The sequence below is a fragment of the Pseudomonas sp. FP198 genome (assembly GCF_030687895.1).
Classification (GTDB): Bacteria; Pseudomonadota; Gammaproteobacteria; order Pseudomonadales; family Pseudomonadaceae; genus Aquipseudomonas.
Genome location: NZ_CP117452.1, coordinates 1,920,734 through 1,941,905, shown reverse-complemented (window position 1 = coordinate 1,941,905; position 21,172 = coordinate 1,920,734). Strand labels below are relative to the sequence as shown.

The following is a 21,172-nucleotide window of genomic DNA, read 5'->3' as shown; positions in this document are numbered from 1 at the left end:
TGACTCCTAGGCCGTCAGGGCACGAATGACATCGCTACGCGATTGAAAGAGCTGCATCACCATCTCCATCAGTTTTTGCAACAGCGCCGCTTCCGCTGCGTCCTTCTGCCCAACCTCATCGCCCAAGGTCTTCTGGCTGGTCTGGGCACTCTGCATCAACACCTCCTTTTCCCGCGCCGCGTGCTCGGCCATGCGTACCGTGTTCGCCACGACCTGGCTCATGCTCATCGACATCGCGTTGAGTGCGCGTCCGATTTCCAGTTTCTTCTCGATGCCCTTGCTGCCCATCTGGCTCAACCAGTCGGAGGTCTGGCCGACCTTCTGGGCCTTGAGGATTTCGCCGTCGAACCAGGCCTGTTCCTGCTGTGTCAGTGCCGCCCCCTTGGGTTTGAAATCGACTGTCATCGGGCGACCGAAGTCATCGAGGGTCTTGATCTTGTAGGTGGCATCCGGATTCCAGTCATTGCGCTCGCGCTCAAGCTTGAGGTCGCGCTCAACGTTGCCGGCATCCAGCGTGTTGCGCTTGTTCAGGTCGATATCCGCATGCTTGAGGTTCTGGCCCTGGAAAGTCTTGACCATGGCGAAGCCTGCAATGGCGCCGGACACGGCCGCCGCCGTGATGGCGCTGTTGAGCGCCGCCCGGCCCGACTCGACGATAGCCCCTCCCTGGGCTTTGGCCGCCTCGGCGGCCATGACGCCGAAGTGGCCGCGTAACTGCGCGTTGGCGACCCGGGCGATGTTCAACGCGATGATCGCGGCCACCAGTACATTGGCGTGTTTCTCCCAGGCGCCCGGATCAAACACCAGGTCGTTGCGCACGTCTTCGCCGACCCTCGACAGGGCTTCATCGAAGTCCTTTCGATCGGATTCAGTAGGCTGATAGGCGTTGATCCGGTTTTCCAGCTCCGTAACCGGTGGCGTCGGGAACCGGCTGTCCTGGAGTACCTGCTTCGCGGTGATCCGGTCGAGCATCGGCGAACCCGCGAGGGACTTGTCCCGCGAAGGTCCGCTCGGCCCTGTGTCGTTGGACGAGTCGTGGTGAACGGCAGCGGGAACGATCCCGGCCGTGGTGGTAATGAGGGTCATGATGGGTTCCTGTCGGATGGGATGTCAGACGTGCCGGGCCATTTGCAGGCTGACGGAATGGCTTCGTTGCAGGTCGGCAAACAGTTGTTCGATCTGACGGGTACGGGCCTGCATCGCCTGGCCGTAGTCCTCGACCACTCGGGTGAGGTAGGTGGTGACTTCCTCGCTGATGGCCATGCGCACCCGCACATCGGCGAGGTGCACGGCCGCCTGGGCCTGGTGCTGGCCGCTCTTGATCTGTAACCCGCCTTGCACCGCCACGTTGCCGAATTCGGTGATTGCCTGGGTGATCTCCAGGTTGGCGGCATAGCGCGCCAGCGTTACGGGATCGGCGCCGTTGGTTATGACGCTGCGCAGTTGCGTCAGCATCTGGGTCAGCGTATTGCCCACCGAGGTTGCCACTTGCTTCATCGCCTGCATCGCCGCGGGTGCGGCCTGGGCAACCATCGAGGCGAGTTTCGAAGCGACGGCGCTGAGCATCGGCCCGATCACCTGCGCCCCGACCACGGCTACCAGCGCGACGGCGGCCAGCGTCGCGACGATCCCCTGGATCATGCCGGCGATCTGCGCGATTTCCCGGGCCTTGTCCTCATCGACGCCCAGGCCGACCAGCAGCCTGGTGTAGAGCTCGGTGAACAGCTTGATGGCTTCCTGCATGACGATGGTCAGCGGCTTCATGACTTCGCCCATGAACGACACTCCGGTTTGGTCCTTGATCACCGAATCGGCGATCATCACGGCCGCGCCGACCACGCCCACCGCGATCAGCACCGGGTTGGCGGTCAAGACCCCGGCGGCGATAGTTGCAATGGCCAATATCGCCCCGACGACCTTGCCGATGCAGCCCATGGTTTTCTGCAACGCCTCGGCCTTGCGGACTTCCTCCAGGTATTTTTCCGACTCACGTTCCATGTGGGCCTGGAGCCTGGCCTGCAGCTCGTGGAAAAGCTCCTGGTTAAGCTCCTCCTTGTTTTGCGCCGACTCGCCGAGCAGCTCGATGATTTGCAAACGGCTCAACAACGCTTGCGCCGCACTGGAGAGGGCTTTTTCGTCGGCTTGCCGAGCGCCTGGCGTGTTGATGCCGGAGGCATGCACTTTTGCGCTTGTTTCGCTCACCGCCTTGGCACAGGCGTTGGCCACTTCGATCAATTTCAGATGAGCATCGGTTGCCACCTTGAAGGCTTGAGTGTGGCTCGCCAACTCGCCTTTGAGCTGGTCGCGACGCGCCAGCTCCCGAGTGTATTCCGGCGATTGCGGGTCGAGCTTCGTCAGCCGGGCCTCGCTTTCGTCCAGCCGTCCCTGGGCATGCGCGACCCGTTCACGCAACTGCTCGAGGTGTTGCTGGCTACTGCCGACGTCGCCCTCGGCGACCTCCATCGCCTGGACGGCAGCGGTGTATTCGGCGGACAGTTTTTCATGCCCCTGCTGCCTGGCACCGGCCATGCTCTGGAGCATTGCCAGGCGACTCTTCAGCTTCTTGACGTCGACCTCGCCGATCAGCTCGTTGATCATCGCCATCAACAACGTGAACAGATCGCCGCTGGTATCCGGCTTGCCGCCGTCGACGCGCGGAGGCGGCGCTTGCAGTACGGGTTTGCCTGCGTTGGCACCAGGCTGACCGTCGCGGCCTTCGTACTTCACCGACATCAGGCGTGCCAAGGCGTCCTGCCCGGCCTTCTGGTAATTCACCGTTCGTGCGACCTTGGCGGCGGCCTCGGCGTATTTTTCAAAGGCCTCGCCACGGCTCATGGGGCCGTGATGCCCCGGGTGGCCAGTCGTCCTTATTTCGCTCATGTGCAGTCCTCCGGACCTTGCTGTTCCATCATGTGAGCCAACGTGTCGAGATATACCCTGGCTTGCTCGTGCAGCTCGTCTTGCGTGGTTTGTTCCAGTACATACTCGAAACACAACCGGGCCTTGCCGACCTTGCCCAAGGCCAGGTGACACTGGCCGGTGTACAACATGGGCCGGTAGTCGTTCTTGCCCTGGGCGAAGGCAATCGCATACAGGTCGATGGCTTTCTGGTGGTTCTGCTTGAGTTGATGCACCGCAGCCAGTCCCATCCAGTAATGGCTGTTGTAGAAGTCGTAGATGCACAGGAAGTGGAAGAACTTCTCGGCATCGTCCAGCCGCCCCTGTTCATAGAACTGGAAGGCAAAGGCATACAGACTGTCCATGTGTTCGTCGGTGATGCCTTGCACATCCTTCAACGCCGCGCCGCCGAGCACGGCGTCGACGACTTCCAGGGCTACCTGCTCGTCGTGTTTGTTGTCGCGACTCATCCGCCACACTCCTGAGAAAACGCCAGCGTCGCTGACCGATGCATTGAGCCAAAAACGCTGAAGGGCCCGCTGCCAGATTGCGCTCATGCAACAAAAACCAGACCGACGAGACTGCTCTTGTGGCAAGCCGCTTTGGTGGCGAGGGCCGTGCCTGGCTTTGCTTGGTTTCAAGCCTGCTCGACCTGTTCGAGCCAGATCAGCAGGCGCAGCACTTCCTCGACTTCCTGCATCTGGAGGAAGCTGTAGCGCTGGTGGGTCTTGAAAATCCGCCGGGCCAAGGCGATGTCGTTGACCACCGGCACGCCCACTTCCTTTGCATATGCCCGCACGGCCAGGGCGCGCTGGTTGGTTTCCATCAGCGAGATGAACGGCAGCAAAGTGATTTCCGGGCGGAAATACACGCCGATGGCAATGTGGGTCGGATTGGCGATGATCATGCGCGAGCCGCGCACATCGGACTTGACCTGCTCCGACAGCAGTTCCATGTGCAGGTCGCGGCGGCGGCCCTTGATCTGCGGGTCGCCATCCTGCTCCTTGTGCTCACGCTTGACCGCGTCCTTGTCCATCATCTGGTCTTTCATGAACAACCAGTATTCGCTGAGAGCATCGAGCACGACGATCAGCAGGACGCAGGCCAGGAAGGCCAGCACCAACACCAGCAACAAGTGCCCCCAGATCGTGAACAATTCCGGTGCCTGGACGAACAACTGGGCGAACAGCAGTTGCCGCTGAGTGATCCAGACGATCCACAGCGCCATGGCAAAACTGCCCAGGTACAACAACGCCTTGAAGGTGTCCTTGACGGTGCGCAGGCTGAACAGTTTCTTGAAGCCGTTGACCGGGTTCAAGGCGTCCAGATTGAGCTTCAACGCTTCGCTGGCCAGGGCAAAACCGCTTTGCAGCAACGCCGGCAGCGCACTGGTCAGTACACACACCAGCAACAGCGGCAACAGCGTCTTGAGGCCGAGCAGCACCAACGTCGCCGAGTAAGCTTGCAGATCCGCCTGAAAATCGCTGGCGATGATGCGCCGGTAAATATCCATGATCTCGACCAGCGAGCTGTTGAACACCATGTAGGCAATGCCGCACAGGGTCAGGCAGGTGATGACCAGGTCCTTGGCCTTGAACGTCTGCCCTTTGCGCGCCGCGTCCCTGAGCCGCTTGGCGGTGGGCTTTTCAGTCTTCGACGCGCTGGACGACATGGCTGGCCTCTCCGCTGTCCAGATAGCGCGCCAACCCATCGGCCTGCATGCCCATGCGCAGGACTTCATCCGGCAGATGCACGCCGAAATACAGGATCAGGACGACCAGTGCCACCAGGCTCTTGACCGTCAACGACACGGAAAAGGCGTTCATCTGTGGCGCATAACGCGAGAGCAAGCCGAGCAAGGCCTCGCTGATCAGCAATGTCGCCACCACCGGCGCGCTGATGACCAGCGTCTTGCTCACCAGCGCATCCAGCAAATCCAGGACGGCAGGCAGGATCACCTGGCAGTGATTCGCCGGCGCACAGATGCGATAGCTATGACTGACGGTCTCAAGCATCAACAACATGCCGCCACCTTCGAGATAGACCGCCGCGGCAAACAACTGGAGAAAATTCGCCAGCTCCGAAGTGTCGACGCCGTTAGCCGGGTCCACCGTGCTGCTGAGCATCGCGCCGCGCTGGTTGTCGATCAGGTTGCCCATGGCATGCAGCACCCAGAACGGCCAGCACAGCAGCACGCCCAACAGCACACCGATACCCGCCTCGCGCAACATCAGAGCGAAGAACGCCAGGCTGTCGAGGGCTGGCGCGGGCACGCCGACGTAACGCCAGAACCCCAGCGCCACCAGCACAATCACCGCATGGCGTGCCACGCCGGTCAGCACACCGCTGTTGAGAAACGGCAACATGAAAAAAATCGGTGCCAGGCGAGCCACGCCCAGTGTTGCGGCGGCAAACCCGGCATAGAGTTCGAAGAACAGCGTCATGGACATCGCTAACCCAACGCCAGGCGGAAAACTTCACGACTGAAATCGAGCAGGGTTTCGCCGTACCACCCCGAGAGCAGGAACAGGCACGCCGCGACCGCCAGCAACTTGAAGCCAAAGGGCAGCGTCTGTTCCTGCAACTGGGTCACGGTCTGGATCAACCCGATCACCAGCCCGACCACCGTGGCAACGATGATCGGCCAGGCGACCATGAGCAGGATCAGGTACAAGGTCTTGTTACCGGCATACACCAGATCATTCATGGCCGCGCCTATGCCAGCAGCGTCAGGTATTGCTTGACCAGGCCGGTCGACAGCAGCGCCCAGCCGTCCAGTGCGACAAACAGCACCAGCTTGATCGGTACGGAAATGATCACCGGACTCATCATCATCATGCCCAACGCCAGCAGAATGCTGGAAATCACCAGGTCCACGATCACAAAGGGCAGGTACAGATAAAAACCGATCTTGAAGGCACTTTTGATCTCGCTCAGCGCATAGGCCGGCAGGAGCGAAAACAAAGACGGCGTCAGTTCTTCATCGGCCGGCGGGTCTGCATCGGTTCCATCCTGGACCGCCTGGGCCCGCTCGAAAAACAGCGCCAGCTCCGGGTCGGTGTACTTGCGCAGGTAATCCTTGTAGCCGCCCAGGCCGTTCTCGGCGAAATCCACCACCGACTCGATATCGGTAAACGCCACCGCTTCGGTCTTGTAATAGTCGTGGCCCTGCTTGACGACCGGCGTCATGACGAAAATCGCCAGCATCAGCGCAATCGCATTGAGGGCCATGTTCGATGGCACCTGCTGCAAGCCCAGGGCATTACGTACGATGACGAAGACAATGGAAAACTTGATGTAGCAGGTGCCCGCCGCCACCAGGAACGGCAGCAGCGAGGCAAAGGCCAGCAGGGCGATCAGCGAGACATCATTCATCGCCACGGTCCCGATAGACGTCCAGCAGTTCAACGCCAAGTTGTCCGTCCAACTGCACCAGCTCACCACGGGCGACAGGCTTGCCGTTGGCACGGACCTCGATGTTTCGCGCAACATCCCCGGACAGAGGGATCAGTTGCCCATCGCTGATTTGCGCGAGCATGGCCAGATTGGTTTCATGGGTGGCAAGGACGAATTCCAGGCGCACCGGGAGCGCCCCCAGGTCGACCTGCGCGCCGGGCCCCGACGTTTCTTCCGGGCAGGCATCAGCCAGCGTTGGTTGCATGCGTAAACCCTCCTGGGTCAAGGTGAAAGTGCCAAGGCATTGCTGTATTGAAAAGCACTGCCGGGTCAGCCGGTTGATGCGCAGCACATCACCTTGAGCCAGGCGCAGGCGACTGACGAGGCTCAGGTGGCTGATGCCCAGGACGAAGGTGAGTCGCAACGGCAGATCGCTCAGCCATGAATCCGTCTCCACAGGGCCACAAGCAGTGCCGGGCGTCGGTAGCTGCAACAACCACAGGCGTCCTCGCGGCGTCGCGATCCAGGGCAAGGGGTAAGTGGGTAATCGCGTCGGGGCGACGCATTCGATGTCGGACAGCTCCTCGTAGCCCAGCTCGTTCATGTCCGGCAGCAAGGGCCGCGGCACGGCTCGAAACAAGGCGACGATACTCGACAACGGGCATTCGGCCGTCAGCAACGGCTGTAGGGTGGGGATCGAATGATGCAGCCAGTCGTGGGCCATGATCAGCCCTTGCCAGCCGCCCCCCTCGCCCTGCGCGCGAAATTGCAGATAGCCGCGACGCTGCGGCATGTGCTCCAGCCCCGCGTGCCGCCCGGTACGCCGCCAGCGTTGAATCGCTTGGGCATGAGCGTGCGCCGAAGCGTCGACGCGGCGCAGCTTCAGCGCGCTCATGCCGAATGCTCCGCCGATTCATCCTGATCCTCATCGGGCGATGGCTGCGACCCTTGGCGCTGCTGTTCGCCACCACGTTCAGCGAGTCGCCAGGCCGGCTCGCGGGCCAGCTCGAAAGGCTCCTTGAGCTGCTCGAGCACCAAGGCATTGCTTGGGCTGAGCGTCAGGTTCCGAGCGGGCTCTTCAGGCCCGCGGCTGATGACCACCTGACCACTGGCCGCGCCTTTGTTGAAAGGGATCTGCAACAAGCCCCGGTCTGCCGATGGCAGTGCTTCAACCAAGGCGTCGCTTGTCGAGGACGGCATGGGCGGCAGCGGGCGCTGCACGGAAACAACCGACGACGCCTGGCGCGGGGCTTGAAGATTCGACGGCAGTTGGGGTATCTGTTCGGCGCCGATGGGGGCCGTTGGCGTATCACTGGCGAGGGCACGGTTCATCGGCTCGGGCATAACTGCAAGCGCTGCCGGCATCATCCTGTCGACGACAGATGCCGCCGGCTCCGGACGTTGTGGCAACGCCTGTTGTAGCGGTGTAGCGGACAACAAAGGCTTTTCCGAAAAAGGCATGGCTGCCCGGAGATTCGGCTGAACGGCGTCTGGTTCGATATCCATCGCCGTCTGGATAATCGATGCAGCGCCGTCGAATTGCACTTCCACGCTTCGCCGGGCAGCGACTGTCGTGTGCCAGGCAATTGCGCCACGGGGTTCGGCAGGTCCCGGCCGTATCAGCAAAGCCACCAGGTCTAGGACACCTTGCGGCAGCTCGTCCAGCTGCACCGGAACCAGCTCGGTCCGGTGCTCATCGCTCGAACGCCGGTCGGCGGGATCCTCGACCTGGATCGGCCGAGTGGGAACCACGGATATCTTGCTCATCGACGAACTCCGATCATCTCTTCCAGCTCCCGCTCTTCCCGGCGCGCCGCTTCAAGCCGTTGCGCGTGCACCAGTCGCTGGACTGAATCCACATATTTGTCATGTCGGCGCTGCCATGAACGCAGCAGCTCACGTTGCCCGAGCAATTGTTGCTCGGCCTGCCGGCACTGCTGCTCGACGCGGTCACGCTCGACGCGCAGTACGTCGATCCGCCGGCGGATCACCGCCTGGGTGCGCAGCAGCGCCAACAGTTGTCCGTGGTCCAGTACGCAATCATTGACCCGATGGCTGACCAGCAGGCCTTGCAGCGCAGCCTCCTGTTCGTCGAACCCGGAGCGTTCTCGCAGCAGCGGTTGCAACTGACGCTGGGCGCGCAGCACGGCCAGTTCGCCGCGTTGCCGGCGGAACAGACTGAAGGCCAGCAAGCGCCGTCGATCATGCAAGGAGTTCATGCAGGCTCCGCAGTGCTTCGTCCGGCGCGCAATATTCGGCTGTCGGTTGGCGCAGCCACCGGTCAAGCGCGTCGCGACGTTGCAGCGCGTGGTCGTTGGCGGCGTCGGCACCCGGGCTGTATTCGCCCATGTCGAGAAAAACCTGCAACTGTTCCAGGCGCGCGAGGATCTCCCGGGTCGCCGCGGCCAACTGCCGGACCTCTGGCGAGGTGACTTGCGTCGCCACCCGACTGGCGCTGCGCAGAACATCGATTGCCGGGTAGTGCCCCTTGGCCGCCAGGGCACGGCTGAGGTAGACATGGCCGTCAAGAATGGAGCGAATCTCCTCGGCGATCGGGTCCGGCTCGTCGTCACTTTCCAGCAACACCGTGTACCAGGCGGTGATGCTGCCCGAGGCGGTCACGCCGGGTCGTTCCAGCAGACGCGGCAAGGCATCGAACACCGAGGCCGGATAGCCGCGCCGGGCCGGCGCTTCGCCAGCCGCCAGAGCCAGATCGCGCCGCGCGCGGGCGTAGCGCGTCAGCGAATCCAGCAGCAACACCACGCGCCGTCCCTCGTCGCGAAAATATTCGGCGATGGCGGTAGCCTGCAACGCTGCGTTGCAGCGATCCACCGAGGAGAAATCCGAAGTGGCGTACACCACCACGCAACAAGAGCGCTTGGGCGACTGGCGCAGGTGCTCGATGAACTCGGTCACTTCGCGCCCGCGCTCGCCAATCAGGCCGACCACGAAGACGTCTGCGTCCGTGTGCTCGATCAGCATGTCGATCAGGATGGTCTTGCCGGAGCCGGCGGCGGCAAAAATGCCGATGCGCTGGCCCACTCCGCAGGTCAGCAAACCATCGATGACCCGAATGCCGGTTCGCAAGGGTTCCACGACTGGCCGCCGCTGCTGGTATGACGGCGGGTCGGCATCCACCGGGCAGTCGCGCTGGACGGTCGCCGTCACCGGCGCCAGGCGCTCGACTACGACGCCCTGCGGATCGACCACGCTGCCAAGCAAGGCGTCGCTGCAGGTCAGTTGCAGGGACGAGCCCGTCGGCACGATCATCGATTCGCGGGACAGGCCCTTCGCATCGCCGAGCAAACTGAGCAGCACCGCACCGGGCTTGAAGCCGATGACCTGGGCCCTGGCGGCGATGTCGGGCGAACGCCAGTGTCGACGCACCTCACAGATCTCGCCAATGACCACCTCGCTCAGCGCCGCCTCGATCAAGGGACCGCTCAGGCGCAACGGATGGGCCGCCCGTCGTTCCAGCCGGGAGTTGATCAACGGAGGATTTCCAGGAGGCGTCCAAGGCCCTGCGCGACCGCTGCCCAGAGCCACACATCGCCTTCGACGACCTCCAGGCTCACATCGGGCAGATTGCTTAATTGCATCGTTATCGTGCCGTGGCTGTCGAAGTGCCCTATCTGACTGTCCACGCAACCGCTGTGACGCAATGCTTCGCGCAACAGGCCGGCAATATCCATCGGTATCATTTGCAGGGTTCCTTAGAGCGTCTTGATGACATTGACCGAGACGGTCTGGGAAACTTCGCCGAACGACATGACGTCCAGCTCCCGGAAACGCCCCTCGATCAGCCGCTTGATGTAGCGCCGTACGTCGACCGAACACAGCAGCACCATGTCCTTGTGGGCGATGTGCAGGCTGCCCAGGCCGACGCTGAGCCGGTCCATCAACTCTTCCGACTCGGAAGGTTCCAGGTTGAGAAAATGGCCGCCCGAGGTCTGCCGAATGCCACGGCGTACCACGTCCTCGAATTCCGCCGACAACAGCAACACCGGCAGCTCGTTGCCCCGGGCAAACTTGTTGCTGATATAGCGGGCCATCGCGCCGCGAACGTGCTCGACCAGCGCCAGTACGTCTTTCTCCCGGGAGGCCCAAAGGGCCAGTGCTTCAAGGATGAGTTTCATGTTGCGCACCGAAATGCGTTCGCCGACCAGCCGTTGCAGCACCTCGGCGATCTTCTGCACCGTGACGTGGCGATAGACTTCCTTGAGCAGATCGGGATACCGCGTTTCCATTTCGTCGAGCAGGTGCTTGGTTTCCTGCACGCCGAAAAATTCCTGGATGTTGCGCGCCAGCAACGTGACCAGGCAGCGGTAGCATTCTTCGTCAGCCGGTCGCAGGTGGTAGCCCAACTGTTGCACCCGCTCCCGGTCGGCGGCGCTGACCCAGACCCCGCCGAGGCGATTGCTGTCGTCGCCGCGCACCAGGGCAAAGCCCAGCGGTTCCAGCTCGGGGGAATAGTCCAGCAGGCGCCAATGGTCGAAATGGATATCGAACTGTTCGGCGCGCACTTCGTTGATCAGCACCGCCACTTGATGCGCCGGCAGCGCTTCGCTGGCCCGTAGCCGCGGCTCCGGAATGCGCAGCCCGTAGTCGACGAAGAACTGGCTGCGAAAGCGCGCCGCCCAGCGGTTCTTTTCCAGCTCCTGCAGGCGTGCCGTAGGCACCAGCAGCATCAGCGCAATGGTTTCTGTCGCGATATTCTCGACATCATCGAGCAACCCCGATTCGCCCTGGACCGAACCCTGTTCGGCGGGTTCGGCGCGGCTTTCGTCCGCACCCGCCTGGCGCAACGAGCGGCGATGGCGAACAAATACGACCAGCCCCAGCACACTGGCGATCGAGAGGAATGTCAGCAACGGAAAACCGGGCAACAGGCCCACGCCCACCGCCAGCAGCGCGGTCACACCCAGAACGAACGGGTTGCCGAGCATCTGGGCGAGCATGTTGCGCCCCAGGTTGCTGTCGTCACCGTTGACCCGGGTGACGATGAAACCTGCGCCAATGGCGATCAGCAGCGCGGGTATCTGTGCGACCAGGCCGTCGCCGATGGTCAGCAGGGTGTAGGTCGACAGGGCCGTGGACATGTCCATGCCCATCTGCCCGACACCAATGGCCATGCCGCCGATGAAGTTGACGAAAATAATGATGATGCCGGCGATTGCGTCACCCTTGATGAATTTCATCGCACCGTCGAAAGAACCGTACAACTGGCTTTCGCGCTCCAGCACACTGCGTTTTTCCCGCGCCTGGGTCGCATCGATGGCACCGGCCTTGAGATCGCCGTCGATACTCATCTGCTTGCCGGGCATGCCGTCCAGGGAGAAACGTGCCGCCACTTCGGCGACCCGCTCCGAGCCTTTGGTGATCACGATGAACTGGACAATCGTGACGATGGAAAAAATCACGAACCCCACCACCAGGCTTTCGCCGATCACGAAGTCGCCGAACGAGGCGATGATCTCTCCGGCATCGGCCTGGCTGAGGATCAGCCGGCTGGTGCTGATCGACAGCGCCAGGCGGAACAGCGTGGTCAACAGCAGCAATGCCGGGAACGTCGAGTAGCTGAGGATGCGTTCGATGTAGAACGAGCCCATGAACACCAGCAGTGAAATGACGATGTTCAGGCCGATGAGGAAATCCACCAGCACCGTTGGCAGGGGGATGATCAGCATGGCGATGATCATCACCATCAACGTCAGGATCAGCAGCTCGGGCCGGGCACTGACATTGCGCAGAAAGACGTTGAGCAGCGAGGCCGGGGGGCGGGAGGACATCATGGTTGGGGCTCGCTGCGGTGCTGCTCGATGCACTCGTGGGCATGGGCAACATCGGCCAGGCGCGTGAACTGCAAGGCCAGGCGCTGCGGCGCGGCTTCGTCGACGAACAGTGGCGCGGGCAAGCGCAGGCAGAGCCGACGCACCGCTTGCAGCAACATCGAGCGTTCACGGTGGGAACTGAGCAGCACCTGCTCGCCCACTGTGCCGAGCAACAGTTGGTCGAGATCATCGGGGCAGGTCAACACGCCGAGCAGAAACACCAGCCAATCGGCCTCGTGGGGGTTGTGCCGGCAGAGGAGCCCATCGTCGAGCACAGCACCGACGAACAGCTGGTCGGCCGAGCGCAGGCGCTTGATATCGGTCACCCTGGCAAAAAGCGGGCCGAACTCGATGCGCGAGCAGCTGGGGTCCTGGGCACTGATGTCGGTCAGCAATGCGGCCTCGATGAAGGCCAGCACATTCATGCGCTGTGGCGCGCCGTACTGGGCAATCCAGTCCTGGTAGCAACCGAGCGGGCCTTCGTCGGACTCGAGGAAATCGCGGTAGGTCTCGCGTAGCAGGCTGGCCCGCACCGCCATGGTCGAACCGGACATTCGCGCCTTGAGCGCCGCATTGATGCCGGCGTTCATGCGCTTGGGATCAGCCTGGGCAACCACCGTCTGCTTCAGCGCCGTGAGTCGCTGCCGCGTGGAGGCTTCGAGTGTGCGGCGGCGCAACAACGCTCGCAGCACCAGCACCAGATCGCTGTCATCGGGAAACAGGCTGCGTGCCATCTGCAGCAACCAGTCGACAGGTTTGTCCGCCAGCCGGGCCAGGCTCAATACCTGGCGCGCCTTGGGCACGGTATCGTCCTCGAGCACTCGTTCGAAGGTATCGGCCTGGGTACCTGACTTGAGCTCGAACAACCGTCGGCCACGGAACTGTGCGAGCGCCGCCGACAGCTCGTCGCTGATCTGCACGATGCGCTGCGCCACCGCGGCCGTCGCGCTATCGTCCGGGCCCGTCTCGACGTCGACTGACGGCTGGCGTTGCTCGGCGGCTTTCTCGGCATTCAAGCGCGCCTGGGCGGCTCGCCCACCTGGGGAAGTCGGCGTCAGGATCATTTCTCCGACATCCGGAAATACATTCGCCGCACCCGTTCGTGCAGCTCCGGGCTCAGTACTTCTTTGCCCTGCTCCAGCGTGGCCGGCTCAAGGGCATCGACGATCTCCTTGGGCTGGATCAGGAACACCCGAACCGTGTTCGCCGAGCGGCTCTGACGATAGCTGAACAACCTGCCGATCCAGGGAATCGAACCCAGCACCGGGATGCGTCCGATCTGCTCGCCGTGGTCATCGCGGGTGAACCCGCCGACCAGCAGGCTCTTGCCTTGTGGCACCCGCGCCACGGTGCTGATACGCGTGCGCCCGACCGTCGGCAAAGCCCCTTGCTGTTCGCCCTGGCCGGGGTTCTCCACCTCGTTGCCGTCCTCGATATTGAGCAGCATCTCGATTTCATCCGACTGGGCGAAACGCGGCAGAACGCTCACCAGCGTGCCGTAGGTCACATGCTGCAGATCGACGCTGCGCTCGCCTACCAGCGGCGCGTAGAACGTGCGGTTGTTATCGAAGATCGCCGGCACGTTCTCTTGCGTCAGAATGACCGGGCGCGAGACGACGTTGGCCCGCTGGGTACGCTCCAAAGCCATGACCTGGGTGACGAACGAAACACCGTCCAGGGTGGTGGCCGAACCGGCGTTGAGCGATGCACTGAACTGGCCACCCGACTTCAATGCGCCTTGCCAGTTGATGCCCAGTTGATTGAGCTCATCCTTGTGCAGATCGATGATCCACAACGACAACTCGACGTGTCGTTTCGGCGTGTCCAGGGCACTGACAAGATTTTCGATGAAGTGGACCTGCTCCGGCAGACCCTTGACCAACAGGCTGTTGGTGTCCGGATAGGCCACCACCCGAATGTTGCCGGCGGCCAGCTCCCGCGCAATGATCCGCGGTGCCAACGGGTCCTGGTCCGACGAGGCGTTTGCCAGCCCCTCCAACGGGAACTGCGGCATCGATCCACGCGCTTGTTGCGCGGGGGCTTGCGCCACTACCGGCTCGACCCCACGCTTCTCGCCCTGCAATAACTGCTCGATCACCGTGGCCAGCCCGGGGACGGTGACCTTGTCGTCACGCAGTTCATACTTGCGGTCACCGACGAAGGTGTTGCGCACATGGATGACGCCGATCTGCTGCTTGCCCAGCAGCAGCTCCGAGCGCTGGTTGTCCATCAAGCCTGCGGCTTGCGTCACCAGGTCGACATAGATCGGCGGCCCCGACACATGGAAGGTCCGCAAACCGTCGTGGCGCAACGGATAACGCGGGTCATCCAGTCCGGAACGCCCGAGGAACGCCTGGAGCCTGGCCACGGTCAGGGTTTGCAGCGACATCATCGAACTCTTGAATTCCGCAGCGTCATACAGGTAGATCGCCTGGCCATCGCTGTACCAGATCAACCCCATCTGCGCGCTGACCCGCTCGAAAGTCCGCTGCGGCGTGCGCAGGTCGAACGTCCCGCCGATCCGCTTGGCCGCCGCGGCCTTGCTGACAATCACCGGCTTGCCCAAGACTGCGGACAATTCGCTGAAAAATGTCCGTGCACTCTGCTCCCGGGCTTCAAACGTATAGACATCGGCCTGCGCGGCAACGGGCGCAAGCACCGCGATACCCAGGCAATAGACGAGAAGAGCGGCAAGGGACAAGCGGCGTTTCATCGGTTCACTGGCCTGGGCAGGTAGGTAATGTCAGCCAGGCTGCTGGGCGTAAAACCCACCAATTGACGAATCTCCCGAGAGAAATGCGAAGAAGAGGCAAAGCCGAACTCCAGCGCCACGTCAGTCAGGGAACCGTTCTGCAAGCTCATGTCCAGTAACGCCCGGGCCGTACGCCAACCACGCAGGGCCGGTTTGGCCGCGCTCCCCAGGGCCTGTCGGCAAAGCCTGCGAAAATGCGAAACCGAGACGCCGTAGCGCTGTGCCAAGGTGTTGAGCTTTTCGCTGTGAGTGCCCTGCTCCAACAGAAAACGCACCAGCCCGTAACTTTCGTGGTGACGCAACAGGTTGGCCACCGCGTGATAGGCCTCGGTGCCGCGCATCGCCTGCTCGATGTACCAGCGTTCGAGGCGCTGCGGCGAGCGGACGATTTCTTCGTCTACCGGCAACAGCGCCCACGGCGCAACATCGGCCTTTTGCCCGGAGAAGGCAGCGCTCATATCGAAAAAAGCCAGCAGCTTCACCAACGGCGCTTCGTCAATCGGCGTGACGTGCAATTCGCCGCCGTGCAATTGCAGCGAATCGCTCAGCACCAGCAGCCCCTCCCACCCGGACTGCAGTGTCTGACCGAGGCCCGGCTGTTCCGCGCTCAGTTGAACCGGGCCTTGGGCAACACGCAGGTGCAGCACTCGCCCGCGCAGATCAGGCGAGGCCGGGAAGCAAAATGATTTTTCCTGCACATCCGTCTCCTTTGCCAGGTGGCGATGAAAGGAGCGACAGGATGCAAGGCACGCCGTCCGCAATCCTGATGGGAAGGTGATGAGACGCGAGCTGGCATATGCCTTGCACCCTTCGTGTTCATCGGCACCCATCCCAATGGCGGAATGAGTGCCACACTGTTTCAAGGACAACGGCGTCGTCCTCCGGCCTTGCTCTGGCATCGGTCCGGGCACGGCGCTTTTTTATGCGGAAGGTGATGCGCGATGAACGAAATTCCAGCCACCCCCCTGGCTTGGGTCAATGGCAGCGATGCCCCGGAAAAGAGCGCGGTCAACCTCGGCTTCATGGCCCTGAGCGACTGCGCCCCGGTGGTCGTGGCCGCCACCCAGGGCTTCGCCCAGCCCTACGGCTTGACGCTGAACCTCAAGCGCCAAGCCTCCTGGGCCAACCTGCGGGACAAGCTGGTCAGCGGTGAAATCGACGCGGCCCACAGCCTGTACGGCCTGATTTATGCCGTGCACCTGGGGATCGGCGGCGTCGCGCCGACCGACATGGCCGTGCTGATGGGGCTGAACCAGAACGGCCAGAGCATCAACCTGTCCCATGGTTTGCAGGCGCAAGGCGTGACCAGTCCTGAGGCACTGGAGCAGCACGTGCACCAAACTCGCCCGAAACTGACCTTCGCCCAGACCTTTCCCACCGGCACCCATGCCATGTGGCTCTATTACTGGCTCGCCGCCCAGGGCATCCATCCGTTGTCGGATGTCGACAGCGTAGTGGTGCCACCGCCGCAGATGATCGCGCACCTGCAAGCCGGGCGCATCGATGGTTTCTGCGTCGGCGAGCCCTGGTGCGCCAGCGCCGTGAAGCAGAACCTCGGCTTTACCCTGGCGACTACCCAGACCATCTGGCCCGACCACCCGGAGAAAGTCCTGGGTTGTACCCGCGCGTTTGTCGAGCAATACCCCAACACTGCCCGCGCGCTGGTGATGGCCATCCTCGAAGCCAGCCGCTTCATCGAACAAAGCACTGAAAACCGCCGCAGTACCGCGCAATTGTTGAGCGCCCCGGAATACCTCGACGCTCCGCTCGATTGCATCGAACCGCGCCTGCTCGGGATTTATGCCGACGGCCTGGGCAACAGCTGGCAGGATCCCCACGCCATGCGCTTTCATGGGGACGGCGAGGTGAACCTGCCGTACCTGTCCGACGGCATGTGGTTCATGACTCAGTTCCGGCGCTGGGGCCTGCTGCGCGAAGACCCGGACTACCTGGCCGTGGCCCGCCAGGTCCAACAGCTCAAGCTGTATCGTGATGCCTGCGCGGCGCTGGGCGTGACCTCGCCTCGCCAGGACATGCGCAGCAGTCAACTGATCGACGGCACCACCTGGGACGGCTCGGACCCGGCCGGGTATGCCCGCAGCTTCAAACTGCACGCCTTGAGCGATGCGGCTCCCCTTCTCGCCAGCCGCTGACAGGAGCCTCGATTATGCTGCGTATCCTGCTGATCAACGACACCGCGAAAAAAGTCGGGCGTCTCAAGGCGGCCCTGATTGAAGCCGGCTTCGAGGTGATCGACGAATCCGGATTGACCATCGACCTGCCGGCGCGCGTCGAAACGGTGCGTCCGGACGTGATCCTGATCGATACCGAGTCACCCGGGCGCGACGTCATGGAGCAAGTGGTGCTGGTCAGTCGTGACCAGCCACGACCGATCGTCATGTTTACCGACGAGCACGACCCGGATGTGATGCGCCAGGCGATCAAGTCAGGCGTCAGCGCCTACATCGTCGAAGGCATCCATGCCGCACGCCTGCAACCGATCCTCGACGTGGCCATGGCCCGCTTCGAAAGCGACCAGGCCCTGCGCGCGCAACTCCTGGCCCGGGACCAGCAACTGGCCGAGCGCAAGCGCATCGAACTGGCCAAGGGCATGCTGATGAAGATGAAGGACTGCAACGAGGAACAGGCCTACACCCTGATGCGCCGCCAGGCCATGAGCCGCCAGCAGAAGCTGATCCAGGTGGCGGAGCAGATCATCGCCATGAACGAGTTGCTCGGCTGAAAGCCTTGTAGCGCCTGGCCAGACGCGTTCGCGAGCAGGCTCGCTCCCACAGGTTCGGAGAACACCTCTGATCCATTGTGGGAGCGAGCTTGCTCGCGATAGCGATTTTGCATCCAACATCACTGTCGACTGACCCACCGTCATCGCGAGCAAGCTCGCTCCTACATGGGGTTGGGTGAACACAGCATTTGTGCCCCCCACCGATCGACTGTGGGAGCGAGCCTGCTCGCGAAGGCCTCCCCCGAACCTCGCAGGTTGGCACAGATCTCGCTTAAGCAACCGCACAGGTAACCAACGGCGGTTGCCCCACCTACGACAAAGACGTCGCACACCCTTCTCGCCTCTCTGGCGATCCGGGTTGCGGCGTTTTTTTGTTTTGGCCCCGCGGGGCCGGTGGTGCGACCACAGGCGGCGCACTGCTCAAAGCACTGACTCATTTCTCGAGACTTTTACAGCTGAGGTGCGCGATGAATTCAAGCTTCTGGAAATCCGGCCACACCCCGACATTGTTCGCGGCCTTCCTCTATTTCGACCTGAGCTTCATGGTCTGGTACCTGCTCGGCCCATTGGCGGTGCAGATCTCCGCCGACCTGCACCTGACCACCCAGCAACGCGGCCTGATGGTCGCAACACCGATCCTGGCCGGCGCCGTGCTGCGCCTGTTCATGGGCTTGTTGGCCGACCGCATTTCACCGAAGACCGCCGGCATGGTCGGCCAGGTGATCGTGATCGGCGCGCTGTTCTGCGCCTGGAAACTGGGCATCCACAGCTACGAACAAGCCTTGCTGCTGGGCCTGTTCCTGGGCGTGGCCGGCGCTTCGTTCGCCGTGGCCCTGCCGCTGGCTTCCCAGTGGTATCCACCACAGCACCAGGGCAAGGCCATGGGCATCGCCGGTGCCGGTAACTCGGGCACCGTGCTCGCCGCGTTGATCGCTCCGGTGATGGCGGTGGCCTTCGGCTGGACCAACGTGTTCGGCTTCGCGGTGATCCCGCTGGTGATTACCCTGGTCCTGTTCGCCTGGCTGGCCAAGAACGCCCCGGAGCGGCCCAAGGCCAAATCCATGGCTGACTACCTCAAGGCCCTCGGTGACCGCGACAGCTGGTGGTTCATGTTCTTCTACAGCGTGACCTTCGGCGGCTTCATCGGCCTGGCCAGCGCCCTGCCCGGCTACTTCAACGACCAATATGGCCTGAGCCCGGTGACCGCCGGCTACTACACCGCGGCCTGCGTCTTCGGTGGTAGCCTGATGCGGCCCTTGGGCGGCGCGCTGGCGGACCGTTTCGGCGGCATCCGCACCTTGCTGGGCATGTACACCGTGGCGGCTGTCTGCATCGCCGCGGTCGGCTTCAACCTGCCGAGTTCCTACGCGGCGCTGGCCCTGTTCGTCTGCACCATGCTCGGCCTGGGTGCGGGCAACGGCGCGGTGTTCCAACTGGTGCCACAACGTTTCCGTCGCGAGATCGGCGTGATGACCGGGCTGATCGGCATGGCCGGCGGCATCGGCGGCTTCGCCCTGGCGGCGGGCATGGGTGCGATCAAGCAGAGCACCGGCAGCTACCAGCTGGCGCTGTGGTTGTTCGCCAGCCTCGGTGTCCTGGCCTGGTTCGGCCTGCACGGGGTCAAGCGTCGCTGGAGGACCACCTGGGGTTCGGCAGCGGTCACCGCGGCTCGGGTATAACCTGCCACCATGAGCCTGCAACTGAGTTTTGCCGAAGCCAGCGCCACGGGTCCCCGAGAGGAAAACCAGGACGCCCTGCGCCTGGTCACCCCCGCCCCGGCCCTGGCCGCCAGCAAGGGTTATCTGTTCGCCATCGCCGACGGGGTGAGCCAATGCGCCGATGGCGGATTGGCCGCGCGTTCGACCTTGCAGGCCCTCGCCCTGGACTACTACTCCACGCCGCAGACCTGGGGCGTGGCCCAGGCGCTGGACCGGCTGCTGCTGGCGCAGAATCGCTGGCTGCAAGGCAACGGCGGCGGCCAACCGCTGCTGACCACGGTCAGCGCGCTGGTCTTGCGGGGCCGGCGCTTCACCCTGGCGCACGTCGGCGATTGCCGGGTCTACCGGTGGCACGCCGACCATTTGCAACGGGTCAGCGAAGATCACGTCTGGGAACAACAGGGCATGCAACATGTGCTCAAGCGTGCCTTGGGCCTGGATCAGCATTTGATCCTCGACTTCCTCGACGGCGAGCTGCGTGAAGATGAAACCTTCGTGCTGCTCAGCGACGGCGTCTGGGCGGTGCTGGGGGACACGGCCATTGCCAGCATCCTGCGCGACCAGCCGGACCTGGATCGCGCGGCGCAGACACTGGTCAACGCCGCGCACCTGGCCGGTAGCCAGGATAACGCCAGCGCGCTGCTGGTGCGGGTCGATGCGGTGGGCGAAGCGAGCATCGGCGACGCGCTGATCCAACTGCAACAGTGGCCGCTGCCCCCTGCACTGAAGGCGGGCCAGGTGTTCGAAGGCTGGCAGATCGAAAGCCTGCTCGGCCAGAGCCAGCAATCGTTGCTCTACCGGGTCCACGATGGTCAGGGCCAACCCTGGCTGTTGAAGACCTTGCCCGTGCAGCTACGGGACGACACCCGCGCCGGCCAGGCGCTGTTGTCGGAGGAATGGTTCCTCAAGCGGGTCGCGGGTCGGCAGTTTCCGGAGGTGCATGGCGTACCCCAGCGCCAACATCTGTACTACGTGATGCGTGAATATCCGGGCGTGACCCTGGCCGAGCTGTTCAACCAAAGCGGTCCGTTGCCCCTGGCTCAATGGCTGGAGCTGGCGCAGCGACTGGTGCGTGCGGTGGGCCTGTTGCATCGAAGGCAGATCTACCACCGCGACATCAAGCCGGAGAACCTGCACCAGGGCGACGATGGGGAGTTGCGCTTGCTGGATTTTGGCCTGGCGTACTGCCCCGGTTTGTCCGAAGACCAGGCCAACGTCTTGCCTGGCACCCCTAGCTACATTGCGCCGGAAGCCTTCGGCGGCGCCGCGCCGACGGCGCAACAGGATTTGTATGCGGTCGGCGTGACCTTGTATTTCCTGCTGACCGGGCATTACCCCTACGGCGAAATCGAAGCCTTCCAGCGACCGCGCTTTGGTGTACCCGTGAGCGCCAACCGTTATCGACCGGACCTGCCCGAATGGCTCGGGCAAAGCCTGGAACGCGCCGTGGCGGCAGACCCTGCGCAGCGCTTCGAAACGGCTGAAGAATGGCTGTTGCAGCTGGAACAGGGCGAGCGGCGAAGCTTGAGCGTAAGGCCCCGGCCATTGCTTGAGCGGGAGCCGCTGAAGGTCTGGCGGACGTTGGCGCTGGTGTCGTTGGTGGTGAATGTTGTGCTGCTGTTTCTGGTATTTCATAACTGAAACCCGGTTGCCCCCTTCGCGAGCAGGCTCGCTCCCACAGGTTGATCGCGGTCTCCTGTGGGAGCGAGCCTGCTCGCGAAAGCGGTGTAACAGCCGCTACATGTGCCAAGGCTGACGCTCCATTACCGGGCAACACGCTTTGATTCGGTGCAATAAATCCCCCCGTAACCCGGCCAATCCGCGCTTCCTCCAG

20 protein-coding genes are annotated in these 21,172 nt (G+C 63.0%); 4 read left to right on the top strand and 16 right to left on the bottom strand.

From position 1 onward, the window contains the following. Positions 1-6 precede the first annotated feature (6 nt). From PSH78_RS09065 to PSH78_RS08990, 16 genes are all read right to left on the bottom strand, one after another. Positions 7-1,086, bottom strand: coding sequence for a cell invasion protein (locus tag PSH78_RS09065; protein WP_305499884.1), 1,080 nt, complete (start codon positions 1,084-1,086; stop codon positions 7-9). A gap of 24 nt (positions 1,087-1,110) precedes the next feature. Next, positions 1,111-2,880 (bottom strand): type III secretion system translocon subunit SctE, encoded by a 1,770-nt coding sequence (gene sctE, locus PSH78_RS09060; protein ID WP_305499882.1) that lies wholly within the window; start codon positions 2,878-2,880, stop codon positions 1,111-1,113. After that, on the bottom strand, positions 2,877-3,368 hold the full coding sequence (sicA, locus tag PSH78_RS09055) for a type III secretion system translocator chaperone SicA (RefSeq protein ID WP_305499880.1): 492 nt from the start codon (positions 3,366-3,368) through the stop codon (positions 2,877-2,879). The genes sctE and sicA overlap by 4 nt, the downstream gene beginning before the upstream one ends. A 167-nt stretch (positions 3,369-3,535) precedes the next feature. After that, positions 3,536-4,570 (bottom strand): EscU/YscU/HrcU family type III secretion system export apparatus switch protein, encoded by a 1,035-nt coding sequence (locus PSH78_RS09050; protein WP_305499878.1) that lies wholly within the window; start codon positions 4,568-4,570, stop codon positions 3,536-3,538. Then, positions 4,545-5,348, bottom strand: a complete 804-nt coding sequence (gene sctT, locus PSH78_RS09045; RefSeq protein WP_305499877.1) for a type III secretion system export apparatus subunit SctT — start codon at positions 5,346-5,348, stop codon at positions 4,545-4,547. Before sctT ends, PSH78_RS09050 begins: the two co-directional genes overlap by 26 nt. Before the next feature lie 2 nt (positions 5,349-5,350). Beyond that, positions 5,351-5,605 carry an EscS/YscS/HrcS family type III secretion system export apparatus protein gene (locus PSH78_RS09040; RefSeq protein ID WP_305499875.1) on the bottom strand — a complete coding sequence of 85 codons (255 nt, stop codon included), beginning with the start codon at positions 5,603-5,605 and terminating at the stop codon, positions 5,351-5,353. Between the two features lie 8 nt (positions 5,606-5,613). Continuing rightward, complete coding sequence (locus PSH78_RS09035) at positions 5,614-6,273, bottom strand: EscR/YscR/HrcR family type III secretion system export apparatus protein (RefSeq protein ID WP_305499873.1); 660 nt, start codon at positions 6,271-6,273, stop codon at positions 5,614-5,616. Continuing rightward, positions 6,266-7,189 carry a FliM/FliN family flagellar motor switch protein gene (locus tag PSH78_RS09030; protein ID WP_305499872.1) on the bottom strand — a complete coding sequence of 308 codons (924 nt, stop codon included), beginning with the start codon at positions 7,187-7,189 and terminating at the stop codon, positions 6,266-6,268. The genes PSH78_RS09035 and PSH78_RS09030 overlap by 8 nt, the downstream gene beginning before the upstream one ends. Then, positions 7,186-8,061, bottom strand: coding sequence for a type III secretion effector protein (locus PSH78_RS09025; RefSeq protein WP_305499871.1), 876 nt, complete (start codon positions 8,059-8,061; stop codon positions 7,186-7,188). The genes PSH78_RS09030 and PSH78_RS09025 overlap by 4 nt, the downstream gene beginning before the upstream one ends. Continuing rightward, complete coding sequence (locus PSH78_RS09020) at positions 8,058-8,513, bottom strand: type III secretion protein (RefSeq protein ID WP_305499870.1); 456 nt, start codon at positions 8,511-8,513, stop codon at positions 8,058-8,060. The genes PSH78_RS09025 and PSH78_RS09020 overlap by 4 nt, the downstream gene beginning before the upstream one ends. Further along, on the bottom strand, positions 8,497-9,783 hold the full coding sequence (gene sctN / locus PSH78_RS09015) for a type III secretion system ATPase SctN (protein WP_305501215.1): 1,287 nt from the start codon (positions 9,781-9,783) through the stop codon (positions 8,497-8,499). Before sctN ends, PSH78_RS09020 begins: the two co-directional genes overlap by 17 nt. Continuing rightward, positions 9,783-9,995, bottom strand: a complete 213-nt coding sequence (locus PSH78_RS09010) for a hypothetical protein (RefSeq protein WP_305499869.1) — start codon at positions 9,993-9,995, stop codon at positions 9,783-9,785. The genes sctN and PSH78_RS09010 overlap by 1 nt, the downstream gene beginning before the upstream one ends. A 12-nt stretch (positions 9,996-10,007) precedes the next feature. After that, positions 10,008-12,059 (bottom strand): EscV/YscV/HrcV family type III secretion system export apparatus protein, encoded by a 2,052-nt coding sequence (locus PSH78_RS09005; protein ID WP_305501213.1) that lies wholly within the window; start codon positions 12,057-12,059, stop codon positions 10,008-10,010. 23 nt (positions 12,060-12,082) lie between these two features. Continuing rightward, positions 12,083-13,189, bottom strand: coding sequence for a type III secretion system gatekeeper subunit SctW (gene sctW, locus PSH78_RS09000; RefSeq protein WP_305499867.1), 1,107 nt, complete (start codon positions 13,187-13,189; stop codon positions 12,083-12,085). Beyond that, a complete protein-coding gene (sctC, locus tag PSH78_RS08995) occupies positions 13,186-14,838 on the bottom strand; it encodes a type III secretion system outer membrane ring subunit SctC (protein WP_305499866.1) in 1,653 nt (550 codons plus the stop codon). The genes sctW and sctC overlap by 4 nt, the downstream gene beginning before the upstream one ends. Continuing rightward, a complete protein-coding gene (locus PSH78_RS08990) occupies positions 14,835-15,575 on the bottom strand; it encodes an AraC family transcriptional regulator (protein WP_305499864.1) in 741 nt (246 codons plus the stop codon). The genes sctC and PSH78_RS08990 overlap by 4 nt, the downstream gene beginning before the upstream one ends. Positions 15,576-15,818: 243 nt before the next feature. Between PSH78_RS08990 and PSH78_RS08985 the strand changes: the two genes are divergently transcribed. The 4 genes from PSH78_RS08985 (at position 15,819) to PSH78_RS08970 (ending at position 20,979) form a co-directional block, all read left to right on the top strand. Continuing rightward, entirely contained in the window at positions 15,819-17,030 is a 1,212-nt protein-coding gene (locus tag PSH78_RS08985; RefSeq protein WP_305499863.1) for a CmpA/NrtA family ABC transporter substrate-binding protein, read from the top strand. A gap of 14 nt (positions 17,031-17,044) precedes the next feature. Then, on the top strand, positions 17,045-17,620 hold the full coding sequence (locus PSH78_RS08980) for an ANTAR domain-containing response regulator (protein WP_047737436.1): 576 nt from the start codon (positions 17,045-17,047) through the stop codon (positions 17,618-17,620). Positions 17,621-18,087: 467 nt separating this feature from the next. Continuing rightward, complete coding sequence (locus PSH78_RS08975; protein ID WP_305499861.1) at positions 18,088-19,299, top strand: NarK/NasA family nitrate transporter; 1,212 nt, start codon at positions 18,088-18,090, stop codon at positions 19,297-19,299. A 9-nt stretch (positions 19,300-19,308) separates the two neighbouring features. Next, positions 19,309-20,979 (top strand): bifunctional protein-serine/threonine kinase/phosphatase, encoded by a 1,671-nt coding sequence (locus tag PSH78_RS08970; RefSeq protein WP_305499860.1) that lies wholly within the window; start codon positions 19,309-19,311, stop codon positions 20,977-20,979. Positions 20,980-21,172 lie beyond the last annotated feature (193 nt).